Raw genomic sequence first — 15,140 nt, forward strand, 5'->3', positions numbered from 1 at the left:
CTGAAACCGGCCGGGGCGGTCCACGTTTGGCGACCGAGCCGCCCCGGCCTTCGATCAACGAAACCAGAAAGGAATCGCAGATGCGGGTTCTTACCACGACGCCTTGCGCAGTGACAAAGGCGGCCACCCGGCCCAGCTGGAAAGCGGGAAGAGGGGTCACAGCCCTGCTCCTGGCCATCCTGCTCCTCTCGGCCAACCACGCCCTGGCCCAGACAACCGGCACGGGGGGCGGTGTGCAGTTCAGCAAGATCGACACGCTCGGCACGAGCTTCCTGACCTGGCTCAAGGGCAACCCGATCACGCTCTTCTTCACCGTGGCGCTGATCGTGACCGGGCTCCTGGCAGCCTTCAACCGCATCAGCTGGATGTGGGTACTGATGATCTGCGTCGGCGCGTTCTTTGCTTTCGGCGCGACCAATATCGTCACACAGCTGAAAGCTGTGTTCACCTGATGACCGAGAGAACCCCCGTCATTCTCGGGCTTTCGAGGCAGGCCAATCTTGCTGGCCTGCCCATGCCCTATACGCTGGCGGTCGGGGCGCTGATCATGTTGCCCTTCATCTGGTTCAAGTGGATGCCATGGCTGCTGACCGGCCTTCTGTGGTATCCGGCAGCCCGTGTCGCCGCGATCATCAACCCACACGGCCATCGTGTTTTGGCCGTCATTTTTCAGCGGACGCCGCCGAAATTGGCGGCAACCAGGGAAAAAAGGGTCCGTCGCTATGTTTAACGCCCGCGACATGAACGAGTTGAGCGAACGTGCGCGGGCGGTCCTGCCGGCCGACATGAAGCTCTACCGGCACATGCCCTATGTGCTTGAGGTCGATGACGAAACGATCCGCACCCGCGAGAACGGCCTGATGATGGCCATGGAAGTGACCGGCATCGACGGCACGACCAGTTCGGACGGTGATATCCGCGAATTGCGGCGGGCGTTTGCACATGTCCTCGACGGTCTTGACGAACGCTTCACGATCTATGTCCACCGGATGATGCGCACTGCCGAGTTCGGATTGAAACCGATCCGTGGCGACGGTTTTGCGGCGGATGTGGATCGTGCATGGCAGGCGCATCTGGCCAGCAGGAACCTGCATGATTTCGTGCTGGTGCTGACGGTCGTTCGCAACCAGGTGCAGCCTTTGCGGGTGCCGCTCTTCGGGAAGGCGGCCAACCGCCTTCTCGGCAACAATACGGCCAAGCGGCTGCACGAATTGCGTGAGGTTGTGTCGATCATCGAGACAAGCCTTGCGGTGCGTACGCGCCGACTGAAGATCGGTGACGGAAGCCTCCTTGGCTTCCTGTCGGCCATCAACACGGCGGTTCTGCGCAAGGAATATCGTGGATCGCGGACCATGATCGCCGAGGATGTATCGAATATCGCCGTGGCCTTCGATCCGAGCAGGGGGTCGATGAAGGTCGAGGAAGGTTTCGACCGGCCGCGTTATGCGGCGACGCTGGCGATCTGGAAATACAGCGAGACCACCTGGCCGGGGATGCTCGATGCGCTCGACACCTCGATTGACATGGTGATCTGCCACTCCTTCACACCAGTCGCCAATCACAAGATTTCGGGGCGGGTGAAGCGCCGCGTCAACCAGATCCGTGCCGCCGGCGATCTGGTGCCGACAATCGAGGCGCAACTGCTTCAGGCTGCGGATGACGTGGAAACCGGGAAACTCGCGATCGGCGCGCATCAGCTGTCGATCACGATATTCGCAGACAGTGAAGCGGAGCTGGACGCCCGTGTGTCGCATATCCGCGGCATTGCCGAGCGGATGAAGGTGACGCTGACACGCACCATGCGCGCGCAAGAGGCGACTTTCTTCGCGCAGCACCCCGGCAACCAGGATTATCAGTGCTTTGAGATGGCCGTCAGCACGGTCACATTTGCCGATATGGCATCGCTGCACATGGAGGATGCCGGCACAGCTGCTGCCGGGCTGCCCTGGCAGACACCAATAACAGTGCTGGAAACGGCGGGCGGTTGCGCGCATCGCTTCAGCTGGCACAAGCCCGGCAAGCCCGCGCCTGCTGACCCGACGCTTGGCCACACGCTGGTTCTCGGCCCGTCCGATGCGGGTAAATCGACGACAATGGCCTTTCTGGCGACGCAGGCGATGCGGGCCGGTATCCGTCTCATCCTCTTCGACAAGGACAAGGCATTGCGTCCGGTGGTGACGGCGCTTGGCGGCCGCTATGCGGAAATCCTTGCCGGTCAGCCGACCGGGCTGAACCCGCTTTTGACCGAAAGCGGCCCGCGTGGCGAAGCCTGGCAGATGGACTGGCTGTCAACGCTGGTTGAGCGCGGTGGTGAGAGGCTGACGCCGCAGCAGTCCGAGGCGCTGAAATCGGCGATCCGGCAGAACGGGCAGGCCCCGGCCGAGCTTCGGGATTTCCGGCATTTTCAGGACCTGATCGGCGATGTGAACGATGGCCGCAACCTGGCCATGAGGATCGGCGAATGGGGACCCTCGGGCCGCTATGGCTGGGTTTTTGGCGAAGCGGAGCGTCCGATTGTCGATTTCGAGGGCGCGGGCAACGTGCTCGGGATCGATCTGACGGAGATCCTTGACCTGCCGATCGAGCGCACGGCGGTGCTGAGTTATATCTTCCGACGCCTCGAACTGATGTTCGAGGATCATATTCCGACTGCCCTGCTGATCGATGAGGCCAGCCGGGTGATGGATGACGATTATTTCTCGCTGCGGGTTCCGAAATGGCTTCCGACCGTGCGGAAACAGAACGTCCTGATGTTCCTGATGACGCAGTTCCCGAGCCAGATCCGGGACAGCAAGGCAAAGTCGATCCTCGAAGGTCTGCCGAACCGGATGCTGTTCCCGAACAGCCGGGCGACCGAGCGGGACTATGACGGCTATGGCCTGACCGAGAACCAGATCGGCTTTCTGCTGAATGGATCGCGCGGACAGCGCGAAGTGCTGTTCAATGGTCATACTGGCTCGACAGTGCTGAATGCCGATCTGTCCGCATTGGGACCGCTCCTGGCCGCGCTTGGCAGCGATACTGCCGCGAAACAGGCTTTTGGCGATGATTACGCAACAAGATCGAATTTCTGGAGGATCGAATAAGATGACGAAGGCGATTATCCTGCTTCTGACCGCCCTGCCGCTGCTGGCAGCCTGTGGCGAGACACCAATCAAGAAGAGCAACTGCTGGTCCAGCATGGCCCTGCTTCACTCTGACGATTGCGATTTCCGCTATGTTCCTGCGGCGAAGTGAACGGACCGGCAGGCGGACGACCCGTCTGCTGATGGCGGCCAGCGTGGCCGCGGCACCGCTTGCGGTGCTGGCCCAGGGTGTGCCCGATATCGACGCCAAGGGCATTCTCGCCATCATCCTGCAACTCGACACCGGTCATGAGACCAGGACTGCGGAGATCGAGGAAACAGCGCGTCAGACGGAGCTTCTGTCGCGCGAAAAGGAACAGTTGGCGGCGCTCGATGGCACGCTGAAACTGCTGACCGGAACCAGTACCTTTATTCCGGGTCTGGAAGATGGCTCCGGCGCAGGCAGTGCCTATGCGGCTTCCACGGTCTATGCGATCGACGACAACAATCCCTATGTCGATCGGATCATGGGCGATGCGCCCGTGACGATCGAGCAGATGATCGCGGAGACGGCGATCAGGTTCGGCGGTCATCCGGCCCTTGGCCGGGCGGGCATCAACGCGGTGGAGTTCCGCTGCTGGTTTCAGGCGCTGGTGAAGCAGGAATCGAATTTTTCCATCGGCGCGAAAAGCCCGAAGGCTGCCTTCGGGCTCACGCAGATCATCCCCGGCACGGCGCAATATCTGGGCATCTATCCGGCCTATTACGACGATCCGCGGCTGCAACTGGAAGGCGGTGCGCGGTATCTGCTGGAACAGCTGGGCCAGTTCGGCCGGATGGAACTGGCGCTTGCCGCCTATAATGCTGGTCCCGGCGCGGTGCAGAAATACAATGGCATCCCGCCTTACAAAGAGACCCAGGATTATGTGCGCAAGATCAGCGGCTATTACAGCCGCTATGCCGCGCGCATGGGCGGCGCGGCCGATGCGATCGGCACGCTCGATCCCAAGGATCTGGCGATTGCCGAGGCCTCGAACCTGTCGGATGCCGGGACGCATTACGCCGCCTGGTCAATGGACACGATGACTGCTTCCGCCACGCGGCTGCGCTCGATCCTCAGTCAGATCGAGGGCACGCAGTCGGTCAAGGAAGCGATGGATCTGAATACATATGCGCGGGGCGAGGTTGCGCGCATGGGCAATATCCTGATCCGGCTGATGGCGACACGCCAGAAGATCGAGGCAGCGCGGAATGCGCTGCTGATCCAAGCCTATATCGCAGATGAAAAATATTTGCAGGTGAGGTTGGAACCATGATTTTGACGAAGATGAAACTCGGCCTGACCGTGCTGGCGATCATGGCAGCGCCGACTGCCTTCGGCCAGGGCGTGCCGACGATCGACGTGACCAGCATCGCCAAGCTTCAGGAAATGATCGCTGAGCAGAAGCTTCAGCTGCGCGAGCAGATCGCGCAGAATGTGAAGCTGGATGAACAGACGTTGAAGCTGGTCGAGCAGATCAGGACGCTGGAAGCGCAGCTTGATGCACTGCGCAACGGGTTGAGCCTGGCCGATCTCGGTCTCGATCCGGCCAGTTTCCTGCGCGATATCCTGCCTGACTTCTCGGACCTGTCGCAATCGCTCGATGCAGCCAAGGCGGGTAACTGGTCCGGCGTGTTGGCGAATGCCAGCCAGATCGGCGGCACCAGTGTCAGCGGCTATGTGGACAAGACCTTCGAGCAATCCGGCATCGAACGCAGCGATGTGGATGCGCTGGCGAGTAGCGACGATCCGTCTGCGGCGCGGATCGGCAACCAGGCCAATGTCGGCGCTTTCATGTCGGTGGCGGCGGAAAGCTCGTCGCAGGCGGCACGGGAAAGCCTGACCCGGATGGACGGCTTCATGCAGCAGATCGGCGACACGACGAACCTGAAGGAGGCCATCGACCTCAACACGCGCGTGACCGGCGAGCTCGGGATCGCGCTGGCGAATATCTGGGCGATGGAGGCGGTGCAGACCGTGAGCCTTGGCGAAGCCGGGATCATGGATGCCGCGACAGCCGCCGATGAAGAGAAATACCTGACCATCAAGCTGCCGGAGGATTGAGATGAAGAAGCGCATGATCCTGGGCGGAACCGCCCTCCTTGCCGTTCTGGGCGCGGTGGCGGTTGCACAGATGCGGCCGGGCGAGGACCCCGCACCCGAGGGCCTGGTGACGCAGGCCGACGACAATCCCTTTGCCGGGCTGGACGAGATGTTCAACGAGCCCGGCCCCGATCTCGGCATGACGGAAGAGGACGTGCAGGCCGAGGATGATTACCTGCGCATCTCGCCGCCGGCGGGCGAGACCGTCGATCTGCCCGAGGCGCTGACCGAGAACGTGTTCTACGAGACCTGCACCAAGGTGCCGGAGGTTAACACGGCTGAATATGAAGGAAAAACCGACGAAGGATATGCTTCTCGTATGATCTACACCTATGTGTTGATGCAGCATACGCTGGACAGTCGCGACTGCACCTGCGTGGGCAAGGTCGCGCCCTTTGCCGAAGTCCGCAAGATCAAGGAACAGATCGCCGCCGAACATGGTGAAGACTGGAACCGATACCAACTGGGTGATGACTACTTCAGCCAGTCCCGCACGCTGCGCGATCAGGTCGAGGCGATGTGCGGAGGTAAATTCTGATGGGCATTGTCACCGATATCCTGACCACCATAGATACCAGCGTCATGACTGCCGGCGAGCGCTTTTTTGAGGCCACCGCCGCCGGGATGCTGCCGGTGATGACCATTGCCTGTACGATCCTGCTGGTCCTGGTCGGCATGAACATGGCCATCGGCTATTACCAGATGAGCGCGCGGGACTCGATCCAGCTCGCGGTGCGGATCATCCTTGTCTTTCTTTTCGCCTTCAGCTGGTCGAATTTCGGCACGGTCTATGATGCCTTCGCCACGGCCAGTGGCGATATGGCGATGCGGTTCTTCGATGTTGCTGCAACCACAGGCGACAGCAGCACATATGCGGCCATGGATAAGTTTGCCTCGCAAATGGCAGATACTGCCGATGGTGTGGCGAAAGCGCAGGGATCGATCATGCGGGGTGTACTTGGCGCGCTCTTCTTCCTCGCACTTTCACTTCTCATGGCGATCTATGTTCTGATTGTTGGTTTCGCGAAGATCATGCTGGCGTTCCTGATTGGCATCGCGCCGATTGCCATCGTGGCGACGATATTCGAGCGGACCAAGAACATGTTCGAAGCCTGGCTCAGCAGCTTCGTTGGCTATCTAATGTATCCGATTGCGGCATCATCCGTGATCGCAACCATCGTGGCAGTTGCTCGGCAGCAGTTTGAACCACAGGACAACGTGGACACGATAGATCAGACTATCGGCTTTCTCGTCGTCGTCATTGTCGGTTTCTTTGCGCTGAAACAGATTCCTTCGGCGGCGTCGAATATCACCGGCCATTTTCACCTGGCCAATATTGCGCCGCAGGCATTGCGCCTCGGACAAGGAGGGCTTGGGGTCGCGGCGCAGAACCTGCCTGGCACCTCGACGATCCGCGACGCGGCGACCATCGCCAGCGCCGCGCGCGCCGGCACCTCAGACGATCCGCGAAAACAGGCGCTGGACCGGGACCGCGAATTGCGCGAGCGCGGGGCGGCGATCCGCCTAAAATTCGACCAGATGCGGCTGCTGCGCGGCGGCAAGGACTGAGCAGACAAGGCCAAGAGCCAAATTCATGAGGTGATATTATGACAGACCGCGTGTCTGAACAGAGGACGATTCTCGAAAGCGAACTGATTTTCGGGGCAAGACGCAGCCTGCGGACGGCCTGGGGTGTGGCGATTTTCAGCAGCCTGATCGCGGTGGGCGAGCTGACCGCCCTGGTCATGTTGCTGCCGCTGAAGGAGACGCAGGCTTACCTGACCATCGTGGACCGCGACACCGGCATCGCCGAACGCGCGGTCGAGATCGAGAACGCGAGTATCGAACATGCGGATGCGGTCAAGCAGAGCCTCGTCTTCAATTACGTCATGGATCGCGAGACCTATGATGCGAATGACAACGAGCGCCGCATCCTGGCTGTCTATCGCAAGTCGGCCGGCATCGCGCAGCAAAGCGTGCGAGCGCTCTGGACCGAGGGCAATGCGGATTATCCGCCCGATCTCTATGGGGCGACGGGCAAGATCTCGATCGAGGTGTTGAGCGTCAACCCGATTGATGAGGACACGACGCAGGTGCGGTTCACCAAGACGCTGAGCCGTCCCGGCGAAGATGATCGGATCGGCAATTTCTATGCGACCGTCACCTATCAGTTCGTGCCGACCCAGCAATCGGCGGTCGAGCTGGTCTGGGAAAACCCCTTCGGCTTCACGGTGACGGATTATCGCGTGACGGCTGAATCTCTCGAAGCCCAGCAGGAAGGAGGAAACTGATGCTAAAATCGACCTATGGCGCGGCCGTTCTGGCTGCATATCTCGCTCTGCCGGGCCTTGTTCATGCCGAGGCGCGGCCCCAATCGGGCTCGCGCGACCATCGTGTGACCTATGCGACCTATCAGGAAGGCCAGGTCTATACGGTGCAGACGCGGGTGCGGAACGTGACGCTGATCGAGCTTGGCAATGGCGAACGCATCCAGTCGATCGCCATCGGCGACAGCGAAAGCTTCCAGATCGACAAGTTGGAAGGCGCGAACGTCTTCACGGTGAAGCCGGTCATCCAGGGCGCTGCAACCAATATGACCGTCGAGACGAACCGGCGGTTCTATTTCATCAACCTTGTGGAAACCAGCCGCGGCACGCCCAGCTGGTCGGTGAAATTCACGGTGCCCGGCGAGGGCGGAAGGGCGCGCTCGGCGGGCGCTGCCGCCGCGACGGCCGCGGCGACCCTGCCGCCGATGCGCTATGCGGTCTCGCGCAAGGTCAATGGCGCGACTTTCGCGCCGACCGGCGTATCCGACGACGGCAACCGGACCTATTTCCAGATCCCGCCTGGCGCACCGATGCCAAGCGTTTTCCGCGCCGATGGCAAGGGCCTCGAATATGCGGTCAACAGCACAACGAAAGGCACGGTCATCACGGTTGCCGGCCGCTCGGAGCGGTGGGTGCTGCGCTATGGCGATCAATATGTCTGCGTGACCGGATCGGCCGCACAGGCCGGGCTGTAAGGAGGTATCGATGGCGAATGAGAACGAGCAGAGCGGCATCGAGGAACGGTTGCAGCGCCTTCAGCGCAAGCCCGGACGGATGAACCGCTGGAAGCCCTGGGCAATCGGTGCCGGAACCTTCACGGCCGGCGCAGCTCTTGCCAGCTATGCTTTCCTGACTGCGACAGATGCGCCGCCGCAAGGCACATCGCTGAACCTTCCCACGTCGCAGGTGACGGATTTTCAGGACGGCAGCGGCCTCGAGGGCTTTACCATCACCCGGCCGCGTCCGGAGCCGCAGGTGCCGGAAACACCCGCCACGCGCACGGAAACGGTGGAAGTGGTCGATCAGACGCGGATAGACGAACTGGCAGCACAGCTTGAAGGGTTGCAGCTGAAGTTGACGGAGGGCGATACGGCCCGCGAAGAGCTTCTGGCGGAAATGGAGCAGATGAAGGGCGATGCGGCGCTGAAGGACGAGGCCCTTGCCGAGGCCGAGCGGGAAATGCTGCGGCTGCAATCACAACTGGAAACCCAGGACCAGCTTTTTGGCGAACAGGATGCCGCCGCCGCACTTGAGGCGCAGCGCCGGGCCGAATACGAAGCTCGCCGGGCCGAAGAGGAAGCACGCCGGCAGGCGCAGATCGCCTCGCCCATGGTGACATATCGGGCTAGTGGCGGATCTGAGACGCCGGAAGGAGGCGATGCTCGCGATTACGCTGCCGGCGATGAGTTCCTTCGCGCCGGAGCGAACAAGGCGCGGGTGACGCAGAGCGAGGTCATCGGCAGCCCGTCGAACACCATTATTCAGGGCACGCTGATCGAAGCGACGCTGGAAACGGCGATCAGCAGCCAGTTGCCAGGTAATGTCGCGGCCAATGTCAGCTATGATGTCTGGTCGATGGACATGAGCCAGGTGCTGATTCCGCGCGGCTCGAAACTCTATGGGCGCTATAACTCCCAGATCGAGCGCGGACAGCGCCGGGTGATGATTGCCTGGGACCGGCTGGTCACGTCCGATGGTCAATCCGTGCAGCTCGAAGGGTATGGCACAGACCGCATCGGACGCGCGGGCATGACCGGCAAGGTCAACAATCACACGCTGGCCCGCTTCGGATCGGCCGCGGCCGTGTCGATCATCGGTGCGCTGCCGGACATTGCCGTCGCCAGCATCGAGGAGAATGGCGGCAGCGAGACCACGCGCGATACCGTCGAGAGCATCGGCCAGGATGCATCCGACGCCATCGATAATGTCATGGCCGAATATCTCGATATTCCGGCGACGATTTCGGTCGATCAGGGTGCGGTGGTCATGGTCCGGGTCAATACCGATCTTGAGATGTTCTGATGGCTGGCTATCTCGATCATTACCTGAAGCAGCTTGATCCGATCCTTGGCGATCCATTGACGATCGAACTGGCAATCAACGGCGATGCCGGCATTTGGGTCGAGAAAGCCGGTGCTGCCCATATGCGCCGTTTCGAGGGCATTCGCTTGAGCCCGGACGATGTGACGGATCTTGCCAAGCAGATCACGAACAAGAACCAGCTGACACTGACGCCTTCCTCGCCGATGATCTCGACCACGGTGCCCTATGGCGGGGCAACGCTGCGGGTGCAGGCGATCATCGCTCCAGCCGCGTTCGGCGGAACGATCCTCTCCTTCAGGGTCTTCCGGCAGCGGCTGGCGACCGAGGAACCCAAGAAATTCGGATTCCTTCGTCAGCAGGGCATTTCGCTGGAAACAGACCGTCTGGCGAAGATCGAGGAAATTCAGCGGATCGCATCCGATCTGGGCGTTGGCGGTGATGCAGATGCTGTGCTGAAGGCCTGCGTGGCTATGAAGCTGAACATGATCGTTTCAGGCCCGACCTCGGCAGGCAAGACGGAATTGGCGCGTCGGCTGATGTGGATGATCCCCGACGAGGAACGGCTGGTGCTGATCGAGGATTCAGCGGAGGCGCTGCCGCACCAGCCGAACCATGTCAGCCTGATCGCCGAGCGCAATGACGCCTCGGCGCGTTCAGCGGATAAGCTTCTCCAGGCGACGCTCCGTCTGCGACCGGACAGGATCATCCTGGGCGAAGTGCGCGGCGGGGAAGCCGCAACCTTCCTTGGCGCGATCAATACCGGCCATGAGGGCAGTTTCACGACACTGCACGCGGCCAGCGGCCGCAAGGCGATGGACAAGATGGCGCTCCTGGTGATGAACACCGGCACCCAACTGAACTATGGCGAGATCCTGCGCTATCTGCGCGGCTCGATCGATGCGGTGATCCAGACCGGCCGGGAAGGCGAGGCGCGGGGCATCATGGAAGTCTATTTTCCGGCTCTGGATGACGATCTGCTCTGAATTGTTCCCGTTCGACCACCGGCAAGTTTCGTCCCGTGCGCCGCAACCAGATCTGAAGGAGTCATAGATGGACAAAGATATTGAAAGCCTAGCCGCGCGGCAGCGGGAGGCATTGGCCGAGGGGCGCGCGGCGGAAAAGGCGGGGCGCTCCGTCATCTACATTCACGGTCGCCCTTACGCAGACCCGGCTGGCGAAGCCTCTGCGTCCAGTGAAGGCACTCGTCCGCCGGCGAAGCTCGCGACACAGGATGACGGCAGTGAGCGCCTGCGGGACATCGAGTCTGACAATGCGTCGATGATGATGACGCTGGTTGAGAACACCGCTGAGAACATGGCCTTCATCCGGAGCAATCTCTCACAACTCGCAGCATGCGATCGCGGGGCCGTCGAGGCCGCCTATGGTCGTATTCTTGCCGAGGCTGCCGCGGACCAACGGCACAGCCTTGCTCCGGGGAAGCGCGAACTGGACATGGATCTTTAGGAGGCGGGCATATGAACCGGACATTGATCGCCCTGCCTTTGAGCATCATCAGCGGTGCTATCATCGGCCTGATGCTAGGGGGAATGTGGGTCCAACATCGACTCGGTGCCAATGCCGCCTCTGCCGACATGTTCATTCTTGTGAAGCAGTTTCCGGGCTTGTCGCGCAGCATGACGCAACCCTGGTTGGCTGGTTATCAGATCGCCGGAGCGGCCCTGGTCGCGACGGTACTTTTCACGCTGGCTCTGTCCTTCACGCAGAAACTGACCCAATACGGCAAGGCGCATTTCCAATCCTCGGCCGAGATCAGGAAAAATGGCCTCTTGCAGACGATCGGCGGCGGTCTGGTTTTTGCTCGCCTCGGCACGCATGGTTTCCTTAGCCCCATCCTGGGCCGGTTCCGGTTCATCGCCTCGAACTGGGACAAGTTTCCGCATTGCCTGGTCGTGGCGCCAACACGCGCGGGTAAGGGCGTCGGCTATGTCATTCCGAACACGCTGCTGTTCCCCGGCAGCTGCGTCATCCTCGACGTGAAGGGCGAAATCTTCGAGGCCACCTCCCGCCACCGCCAGCGCCAAGGTGACGAGATCTTCTATTTCGCGCCCTTCGACTTCGAGCATCACTCGCATCGCTACAATCCGCTGGAACGCATCGCTGCCCTGAAGAACACTGATCAGCAGTTCACCGAATTGAGCAAACTGTCGACCTATTTCCTGACCACCAGCGAGAAGGGCGGGGCGGCGGATTTCATCGTCGGCGCAAGGGAATTGTTCGTCGCCGGCGGGATGCTCGCCATCGAGCGCGGAAAGCCGACCATCGGGGAAATTACCCGCGTCCTCTTCGGCGGTGCCGACAAGTCCGAGGAATACAAGCTGCGCGCAGCAGAGGCCCGCCACCAGCAGACCAGGGATATTTTCACGGATTTCAGCGGCTATGCTGACCGCACCCTGTCCTCCTATGTGTCGGTCCTGAAGGGCGCGGGCCTAGGTCTCTGGGTGAACCCGAAGGTCGATCGCGTCACCAGCGGCAATGACTTCAGCTGGTCGACACTCCGGATGAAGCCCCAATCCGTCTATATCGTCGTCAACAGCGACGATATCACCACCCTCGCACCGCTGATGCGCCTGCTGTTCGGTGAATTGATCGCCACCCTGAGGTCGTCGCTGCCGAACCCGAAAACCGAGCCCTGGCCGGTGGAGATCATCCTCGACGAGTTCGACCAGTTGGGCAAGATGCCCATCGTCGTCCAGTCGCTGAAGCAGCTGGCTGGGCACGGCGGGCGCGTGTCGATCATCACGCAGTCTATCCCCGGTCTCGACAATATCTATGGCGAAAATGATCGCCTGTCGGTCGAATCTGCGGCAGGGATGAAGCTCTTCATCAGTCCGAACGAGAAAAAGACCGCTGCCGAGGTTTCCGAGGCCCTGGGCAAGACAACCCGCCTTTCGGTCAGCGACAGCCTGTCCTCAGACGGCCGTGGCTTCCGCAGACGGTCCGTGTCGCGCCGGAACGAAGAGCGTCCCCTGATGAGCCCGGACGAGGTCAAGAAACTCGACGCCTCGAAGGTTATCCTGATCCCCGAACGGCAGAACCCGATCCTGGCAGATCGCATCGTCTATTACGAAGACCCCTATTTCTCGAAGATCATGGCGGCGCAGTCCGGACCCCTGCCCTATCCCGACGAGCGGCATCAGATCAGGTCGATGCGTCACCAGATCGAGAAGCTGCAAGGCCAGGTGGCGCAGTTCCGGCCGCTCGCCTATGCGCCGCCGGCAGGCATCACCGCTAAGGCGATAATCGCCGAGGTCGAGGCTGCGCGACCCTCCATGACGGATGCCGAGGCACGGGAATCCCTGCGGCCATCCGATAAGGAGGCGATCAGGAAAGCGTCGGATTTCAGGAAGAAGATGAAGGCGAAGGTTCCCATCGAATGACGGTCCCCGGCCCATATCGGCCGTTGCCGACACTGTCGTTTTGCTGCAGTGCGGCTTATCAGCGCTGCCGCTGATTGCACTGAAGGCGACTAGGGTTTCCACCAATACGAGCTACGATAGCAGACCTCGGAAGCACCGGCGAAATTCGTGGAGCGCTTCTCCCACATGTCTACTCCCTTGCTCAGCTTCGCTTCGTCCGCAATCCGATTGTACACGCCCGCCGAGATGTATGTGCAATACGGGTACTCACGCAAATCCGAAAGCTTGGCGGCAAAACTTGGTGGGCTGCCAATCCAAATAAGGTCGTTATTGTTACGAATGCCAGCGCGAACCGCGCGGCTCATGCCTACATCAACGCCACACGCTTGCTGGATTTTGACGTCGTTGTCTTTGACTGACTTGAATCGCTTGCGTGCTTCTTCTTGGATAAGGTGCCGGGTAGCCCATTGGATTTTCAGCGCAGATTTGGTCGCATTTGTTCGTTTGTAGTCTCCTACAAAAACTCCCATTACCCGATCTCCGTCGAAACTTCTAATTGCGCCATTATGCGCTCGTATGATGCGAACAGCGCAATCGAGATATGCCCGAATTATCTTTGCTGTAGTGTCCCAAGGACAGCTTTTGGCAATTCGCCCTGATCCCGCCAAATCTGCGTACAAGAACGCTGCTTCGATCTTAACAGCGCCATTAGCAAGAGTAACATCTTCTGATGACGGCACGTTTTGCCCGTCGCGCTGCGAGAATTTTTTACCGAGAACGTTGTCTACAGCGCTCGTTAGATCATCATGTAGCGACATGAGTTCGTTCCTTCTTATCTGCGGCTAGTCGCTGCATGGTCCCTGATGGCACAGATCGCCATGACGACCAAAAATGGTAGCATCTGCAAAACCGCATGAAGACCTGAAACCTCTTTGGCGTGTGCCCCAAGCACCAGTTGTACGCCTTCGCCGATGTCGACCAAAACGTACCTCCCAAACCAAGAAGTTGTGATCATCGCTATAAACGCTGCCCAAAAGCAGCGCCGCCAGAAGAAAGCCGGGTTAAGTATCATGATAAGAATGAAGGTCAGTACGGACGAAAACCCTGTTACGAGTAAAGCCGCCGACTGTGACCACAGCAAGTGGTTGCCAACACCCCAAACGACTACGGCAGCAATAGCTGCGGCGACACAGGAAATCAACGGCCACGCCCAAGCGTCGTGTCTCTTGGCCACATGTCCAGCAGCTATGCGCTCTCGAAACCTTGCATCTTTCTCTAATTCTAAGCGCTGCCTGAAGCCGTTATTAGAATTGTACACCTGCTGAAAGGTGCGCCCACTGACCAGTAGGGCAGCAACTTCACCTGTATGGGCCACTACTGTTGCTGAACGCGGCACCCCGGGTTTCGTTGCCGCAAGCTCTCCAACTTGATTAGGCGCTTCGCGGATTGATCCTAGAGAATTACCAAAAACTATGTCGACACTGCCCGATAGTAAAAAATAGACGTTATCATCTTGAGCGCCCTGTTCGATAAGGACTTGCCCTCTTCGAAAGTACGATACCTCCCCTTCCGCCACGAACCGGTCCATAACTTCAGCGTCACCGTTGATTGCCGGATTGTCTGCAAGAATACGTCGAATTTCGTAGGTTGCTTCTTCGCAGGAGAACCTTTCGGGCAGTCGCGCCTTGCTTTCCAAACCTAAAGAGCGCTTGGCTCGTGTCCACCAGTACATTTACGGTCCTCTCCTCGAGTTTTCTGCATTCCAAAGCTTCTAGTATTGCGCGATGAATCCACATCCAGTGAATAAAGGTACCGACTTGAACAGGATTTTGTGCCCAGGTTGTTCGAGCTAATAGTTCTCACTCACCCCTACTAGCAACTGTATCTTTCAGGGGTGTCTGTGCTCCCATTCCCGTCGGCTTTTGCACAGAGCATTGGCGATGATGACGAGCTTGCGCGCGACGGCTTTGAGCGTGTCATCTGGAAGTCAACCTCAGCCCCTCTCGGATATGCCATTCGCACCCGCAGCGAACGACCGCTTACCGCCGATTTTGTTGAAAAACCCGGCGTGCTGGGTGGTTTGTTTTCGTGGTGGGTTTGGCTGCAAGCCTTTATGGTGTCAGGCTTTTCGCGGATGCTGCGGTGCAGGAAAGATCTTGGCGAGTTTGCGGAGGTTCTGGGCCGC

The 15,140-nt window shown here is 59.9% G+C and carries 17 protein-coding genes; 15 read left to right on the top strand and 2 right to left on the bottom strand.

The window, feature by feature from the left end; all coding sequences use genetic code 11:
* Positions 1-80: 80 nt before the first annotated feature.
* The 14 genes from FNJ84_RS19820 to FNJ84_RS19880 all read left to right on the top strand — a co-directional run bounded on the left by FNJ84_RS19820 (position 81) and on the right by FNJ84_RS19880 (position 12,976).
* Positions 81-452: a TrbC/VirB2 family protein gene (locus FNJ84_RS19820; protein WP_143794914.1), complete on the top strand. Its 372-nt coding sequence runs from the start codon at positions 81-83 to the stop codon at positions 450-452.
* On the top strand, positions 452-730 hold the full coding sequence (locus tag FNJ84_RS19825) for a VirB3 family type IV secretion system protein (RefSeq protein WP_143794915.1): 279 nt from the start codon (positions 452-454) through the stop codon (positions 728-730). Before FNJ84_RS19820 ends, FNJ84_RS19825 begins: the two co-directional genes overlap by 1 nt.
* Positions 723-3,086: a type IV secretion system protein B4 gene (locus FNJ84_RS19830; protein ID WP_143794916.1), complete on the top strand. Its 2,364-nt coding sequence runs from the start codon at positions 723-725 to the stop codon at positions 3,084-3,086. The genes FNJ84_RS19825 and FNJ84_RS19830 overlap by 8 nt, the downstream gene beginning before the upstream one ends.
* Position 3,087: 1 nt before the next feature.
* Positions 3,088-3,237, top strand: a complete 150-nt coding sequence (locus FNJ84_RS22085) for a hypothetical protein (protein ID WP_185968609.1) — start codon at positions 3,088-3,090, stop codon at positions 3,235-3,237.
* Positions 3,218-4,381 (top strand): transglycosylase SLT domain-containing protein, encoded by a 1,164-nt coding sequence (locus FNJ84_RS19835; protein ID WP_143794917.1) that lies wholly within the window; start codon positions 3,218-3,220, stop codon positions 4,379-4,381. The genes FNJ84_RS22085 and FNJ84_RS19835 overlap by 20 nt, the downstream gene beginning before the upstream one ends.
* 11 nt (positions 4,382-4,392) lie before the next feature.
* Positions 4,393-5,169: a type IV secretion system protein gene (locus FNJ84_RS19840; RefSeq protein ID WP_185968610.1), complete on the top strand. Its 777-nt coding sequence runs from the start codon at positions 4,393-4,395 to the stop codon at positions 5,167-5,169.
* 1 nt (position 5,170) lies between these two features.
* The gene (locus tag FNJ84_RS19845) at positions 5,171-5,746 is read left to right on the top strand and encodes a hypothetical protein (RefSeq protein WP_143794919.1); all 576 of its coding nucleotides are present in this window, start codon (positions 5,171-5,173) and stop codon (positions 5,744-5,746) included.
* A gap of 86 nt (positions 5,747-5,832) precedes the next feature.
* Entirely contained in the window at positions 5,833-6,777 is a 945-nt protein-coding gene (locus tag FNJ84_RS19850; protein ID WP_185968611.1) for a type IV secretion system protein, read from the top strand.
* Between the two features lie 50 nt (positions 6,778-6,827).
* A complete protein-coding gene (locus FNJ84_RS19855; protein WP_185968612.1) occupies positions 6,828-7,499 on the top strand; it encodes a virB8 family protein in 672 nt (223 codons plus the stop codon).
* Positions 7,499-8,230: a TrbG/VirB9 family P-type conjugative transfer protein gene (locus tag FNJ84_RS19860; RefSeq protein ID WP_143794921.1), complete on the top strand. Its 732-nt coding sequence runs from the start codon at positions 7,499-7,501 to the stop codon at positions 8,228-8,230. Before FNJ84_RS19855 ends, FNJ84_RS19860 begins: the two co-directional genes overlap by 1 nt.
* Positions 8,231-8,240: 10 nt before the next feature.
* Positions 8,241-9,557, top strand: coding sequence for a TrbI/VirB10 family protein (locus FNJ84_RS19865; protein ID WP_143794922.1), 1,317 nt, complete (start codon positions 8,241-8,243; stop codon positions 9,555-9,557).
* The gene (locus FNJ84_RS19870; protein WP_143794923.1) at positions 9,557-10,561 is read left to right on the top strand and encodes an ATPase, T2SS/T4P/T4SS family; all 1,005 of its coding nucleotides are present in this window, start codon (positions 9,557-9,559) and stop codon (positions 10,559-10,561) included. The genes FNJ84_RS19865 and FNJ84_RS19870 overlap by 1 nt, the downstream gene beginning before the upstream one ends.
* A gap of 67 nt (positions 10,562-10,628) precedes the next feature.
* On the top strand, positions 10,629-11,042 hold the full coding sequence (locus tag FNJ84_RS19875) for a hypothetical protein (RefSeq protein ID WP_143794924.1): 414 nt from the start codon (positions 10,629-10,631) through the stop codon (positions 11,040-11,042).
* An 11-nt stretch (positions 11,043-11,053) separates the two neighbouring features.
* The gene (locus FNJ84_RS19880) at positions 11,054-12,976 is read left to right on the top strand and encodes a type IV secretory system conjugative DNA transfer family protein (protein ID WP_185968613.1); all 1,923 of its coding nucleotides are present in this window, start codon (positions 11,054-11,056) and stop codon (positions 12,974-12,976) included.
* 89 nt (positions 12,977-13,065) lie between these two features.
* Here FNJ84_RS19880 and FNJ84_RS19885 read toward each other — a convergent pair whose 3' ends face one another.
* Positions 13,066-13,773 carry an adenylate/guanylate cyclase domain-containing protein gene (locus tag FNJ84_RS19885; RefSeq protein ID WP_143794926.1) on the bottom strand — a complete coding sequence of 236 codons (708 nt, stop codon included), beginning with the start codon at positions 13,771-13,773 and terminating at the stop codon, positions 13,066-13,068.
* Positions 13,774-13,787: 14 nt separating this feature from the next.
* Positions 13,788-14,687, bottom strand: coding sequence for a cyclic nucleotide-binding domain-containing protein (locus tag FNJ84_RS19890; protein WP_143794927.1), 900 nt, complete (start codon positions 14,685-14,687; stop codon positions 13,788-13,790).
* A gap of 168 nt (positions 14,688-14,855) precedes the next feature.
* On the opposite strand from FNJ84_RS19890, the gene FNJ84_RS22260 reads away from it, so the two are divergent.
* The coding region (locus FNJ84_RS22260; RefSeq protein WP_221932016.1) for a hypothetical protein at positions 14,856-15,140 on the top strand (285 nt) is incomplete at its 3' end.

Origin of the sequence: Paracoccus sp. M683, from assembly GCF_007096355.1 — a bacterium.
Taxonomy (GTDB): domain Bacteria; phylum Pseudomonadota; class Alphaproteobacteria; order Rhodobacterales; family Rhodobacteraceae; genus Paracoccus.

Bases quoted from the DNA above. Each gene is read 5' to 3' on its own strand.
- FNJ84_RS19820 (WP_143794914.1), top strand. From the start codon at position 81: ATGCGGGTTCTTACCACGACGCCTTGCGCAGTGACAAAGGCGGCCACC.
- FNJ84_RS19840 (WP_185968610.1), top strand. From the start codon at position 4,393: ATGAAACTCGGCCTGACCGTGCTGGCGATCATGGCAGCGCCGACTGCC.
- FNJ84_RS19830 (WP_143794916.1), top strand. From the start codon at position 723: ATGTTTAACGCCCGCGACATGAACGAGTTGAGCGAACGTGCGCGGGCG.
- FNJ84_RS19825 (WP_143794915.1), top strand. From the start codon at position 452: ATGACCGAGAGAACCCCCGTCATTCTCGGGCTTTCGAGGCAGGCCAAT.
- FNJ84_RS19860 (WP_143794921.1), top strand. From the start codon at position 7,499: ATGCTAAAATCGACCTATGGCGCGGCCGTTCTGGCTGCATATCTCGCT.
- FNJ84_RS19870 (WP_143794923.1), top strand. From the start codon at position 9,557: ATGGCTGGCTATCTCGATCATTACCTGAAGCAGCTTGATCCGATCCTT.
- FNJ84_RS19885 (WP_143794926.1), bottom strand. From the start codon at position 13,773: ATGTCGCTACATGATGATCTAACGAGCGCTGTAGACAACGTTCTCGGT.
- FNJ84_RS19850 (WP_185968611.1), top strand. From the start codon at position 5,833: ATGCTGCCGGTGATGACCATTGCCTGTACGATCCTGCTGGTCCTGGTC.
- FNJ84_RS19875 (WP_143794924.1), top strand. From the start codon at position 10,629: ATGGACAAAGATATTGAAAGCCTAGCCGCGCGGCAGCGGGAGGCATTG.
- FNJ84_RS19845 (WP_143794919.1), top strand. From the start codon at position 5,171: ATGAAGAAGCGCATGATCCTGGGCGGAACCGCCCTCCTTGCCGTTCTG.
- FNJ84_RS19865 (WP_143794922.1), top strand. From the start codon at position 8,241: ATGGCGAATGAGAACGAGCAGAGCGGCATCGAGGAACGGTTGCAGCGC.
- FNJ84_RS19890 (WP_143794927.1), bottom strand. From the start codon at position 14,687: ATGTACTGGTGGACACGAGCCAAGCGCTCTTTAGGTTTGGAAAGCAAG.
- FNJ84_RS22085 (WP_185968609.1), top strand. From the start codon at position 3,088: ATGACGAAGGCGATTATCCTGCTTCTGACCGCCCTGCCGCTGCTGGCA.
- FNJ84_RS19880 (WP_185968613.1), top strand. From the start codon at position 11,054: ATGAACCGGACATTGATCGCCCTGCCTTTGAGCATCATCAGCGGTGCT.
- FNJ84_RS19835 (WP_143794917.1), top strand. From the start codon at position 3,218: ATGTTCCTGCGGCGAAGTGAACGGACCGGCAGGCGGACGACCCGTCTG.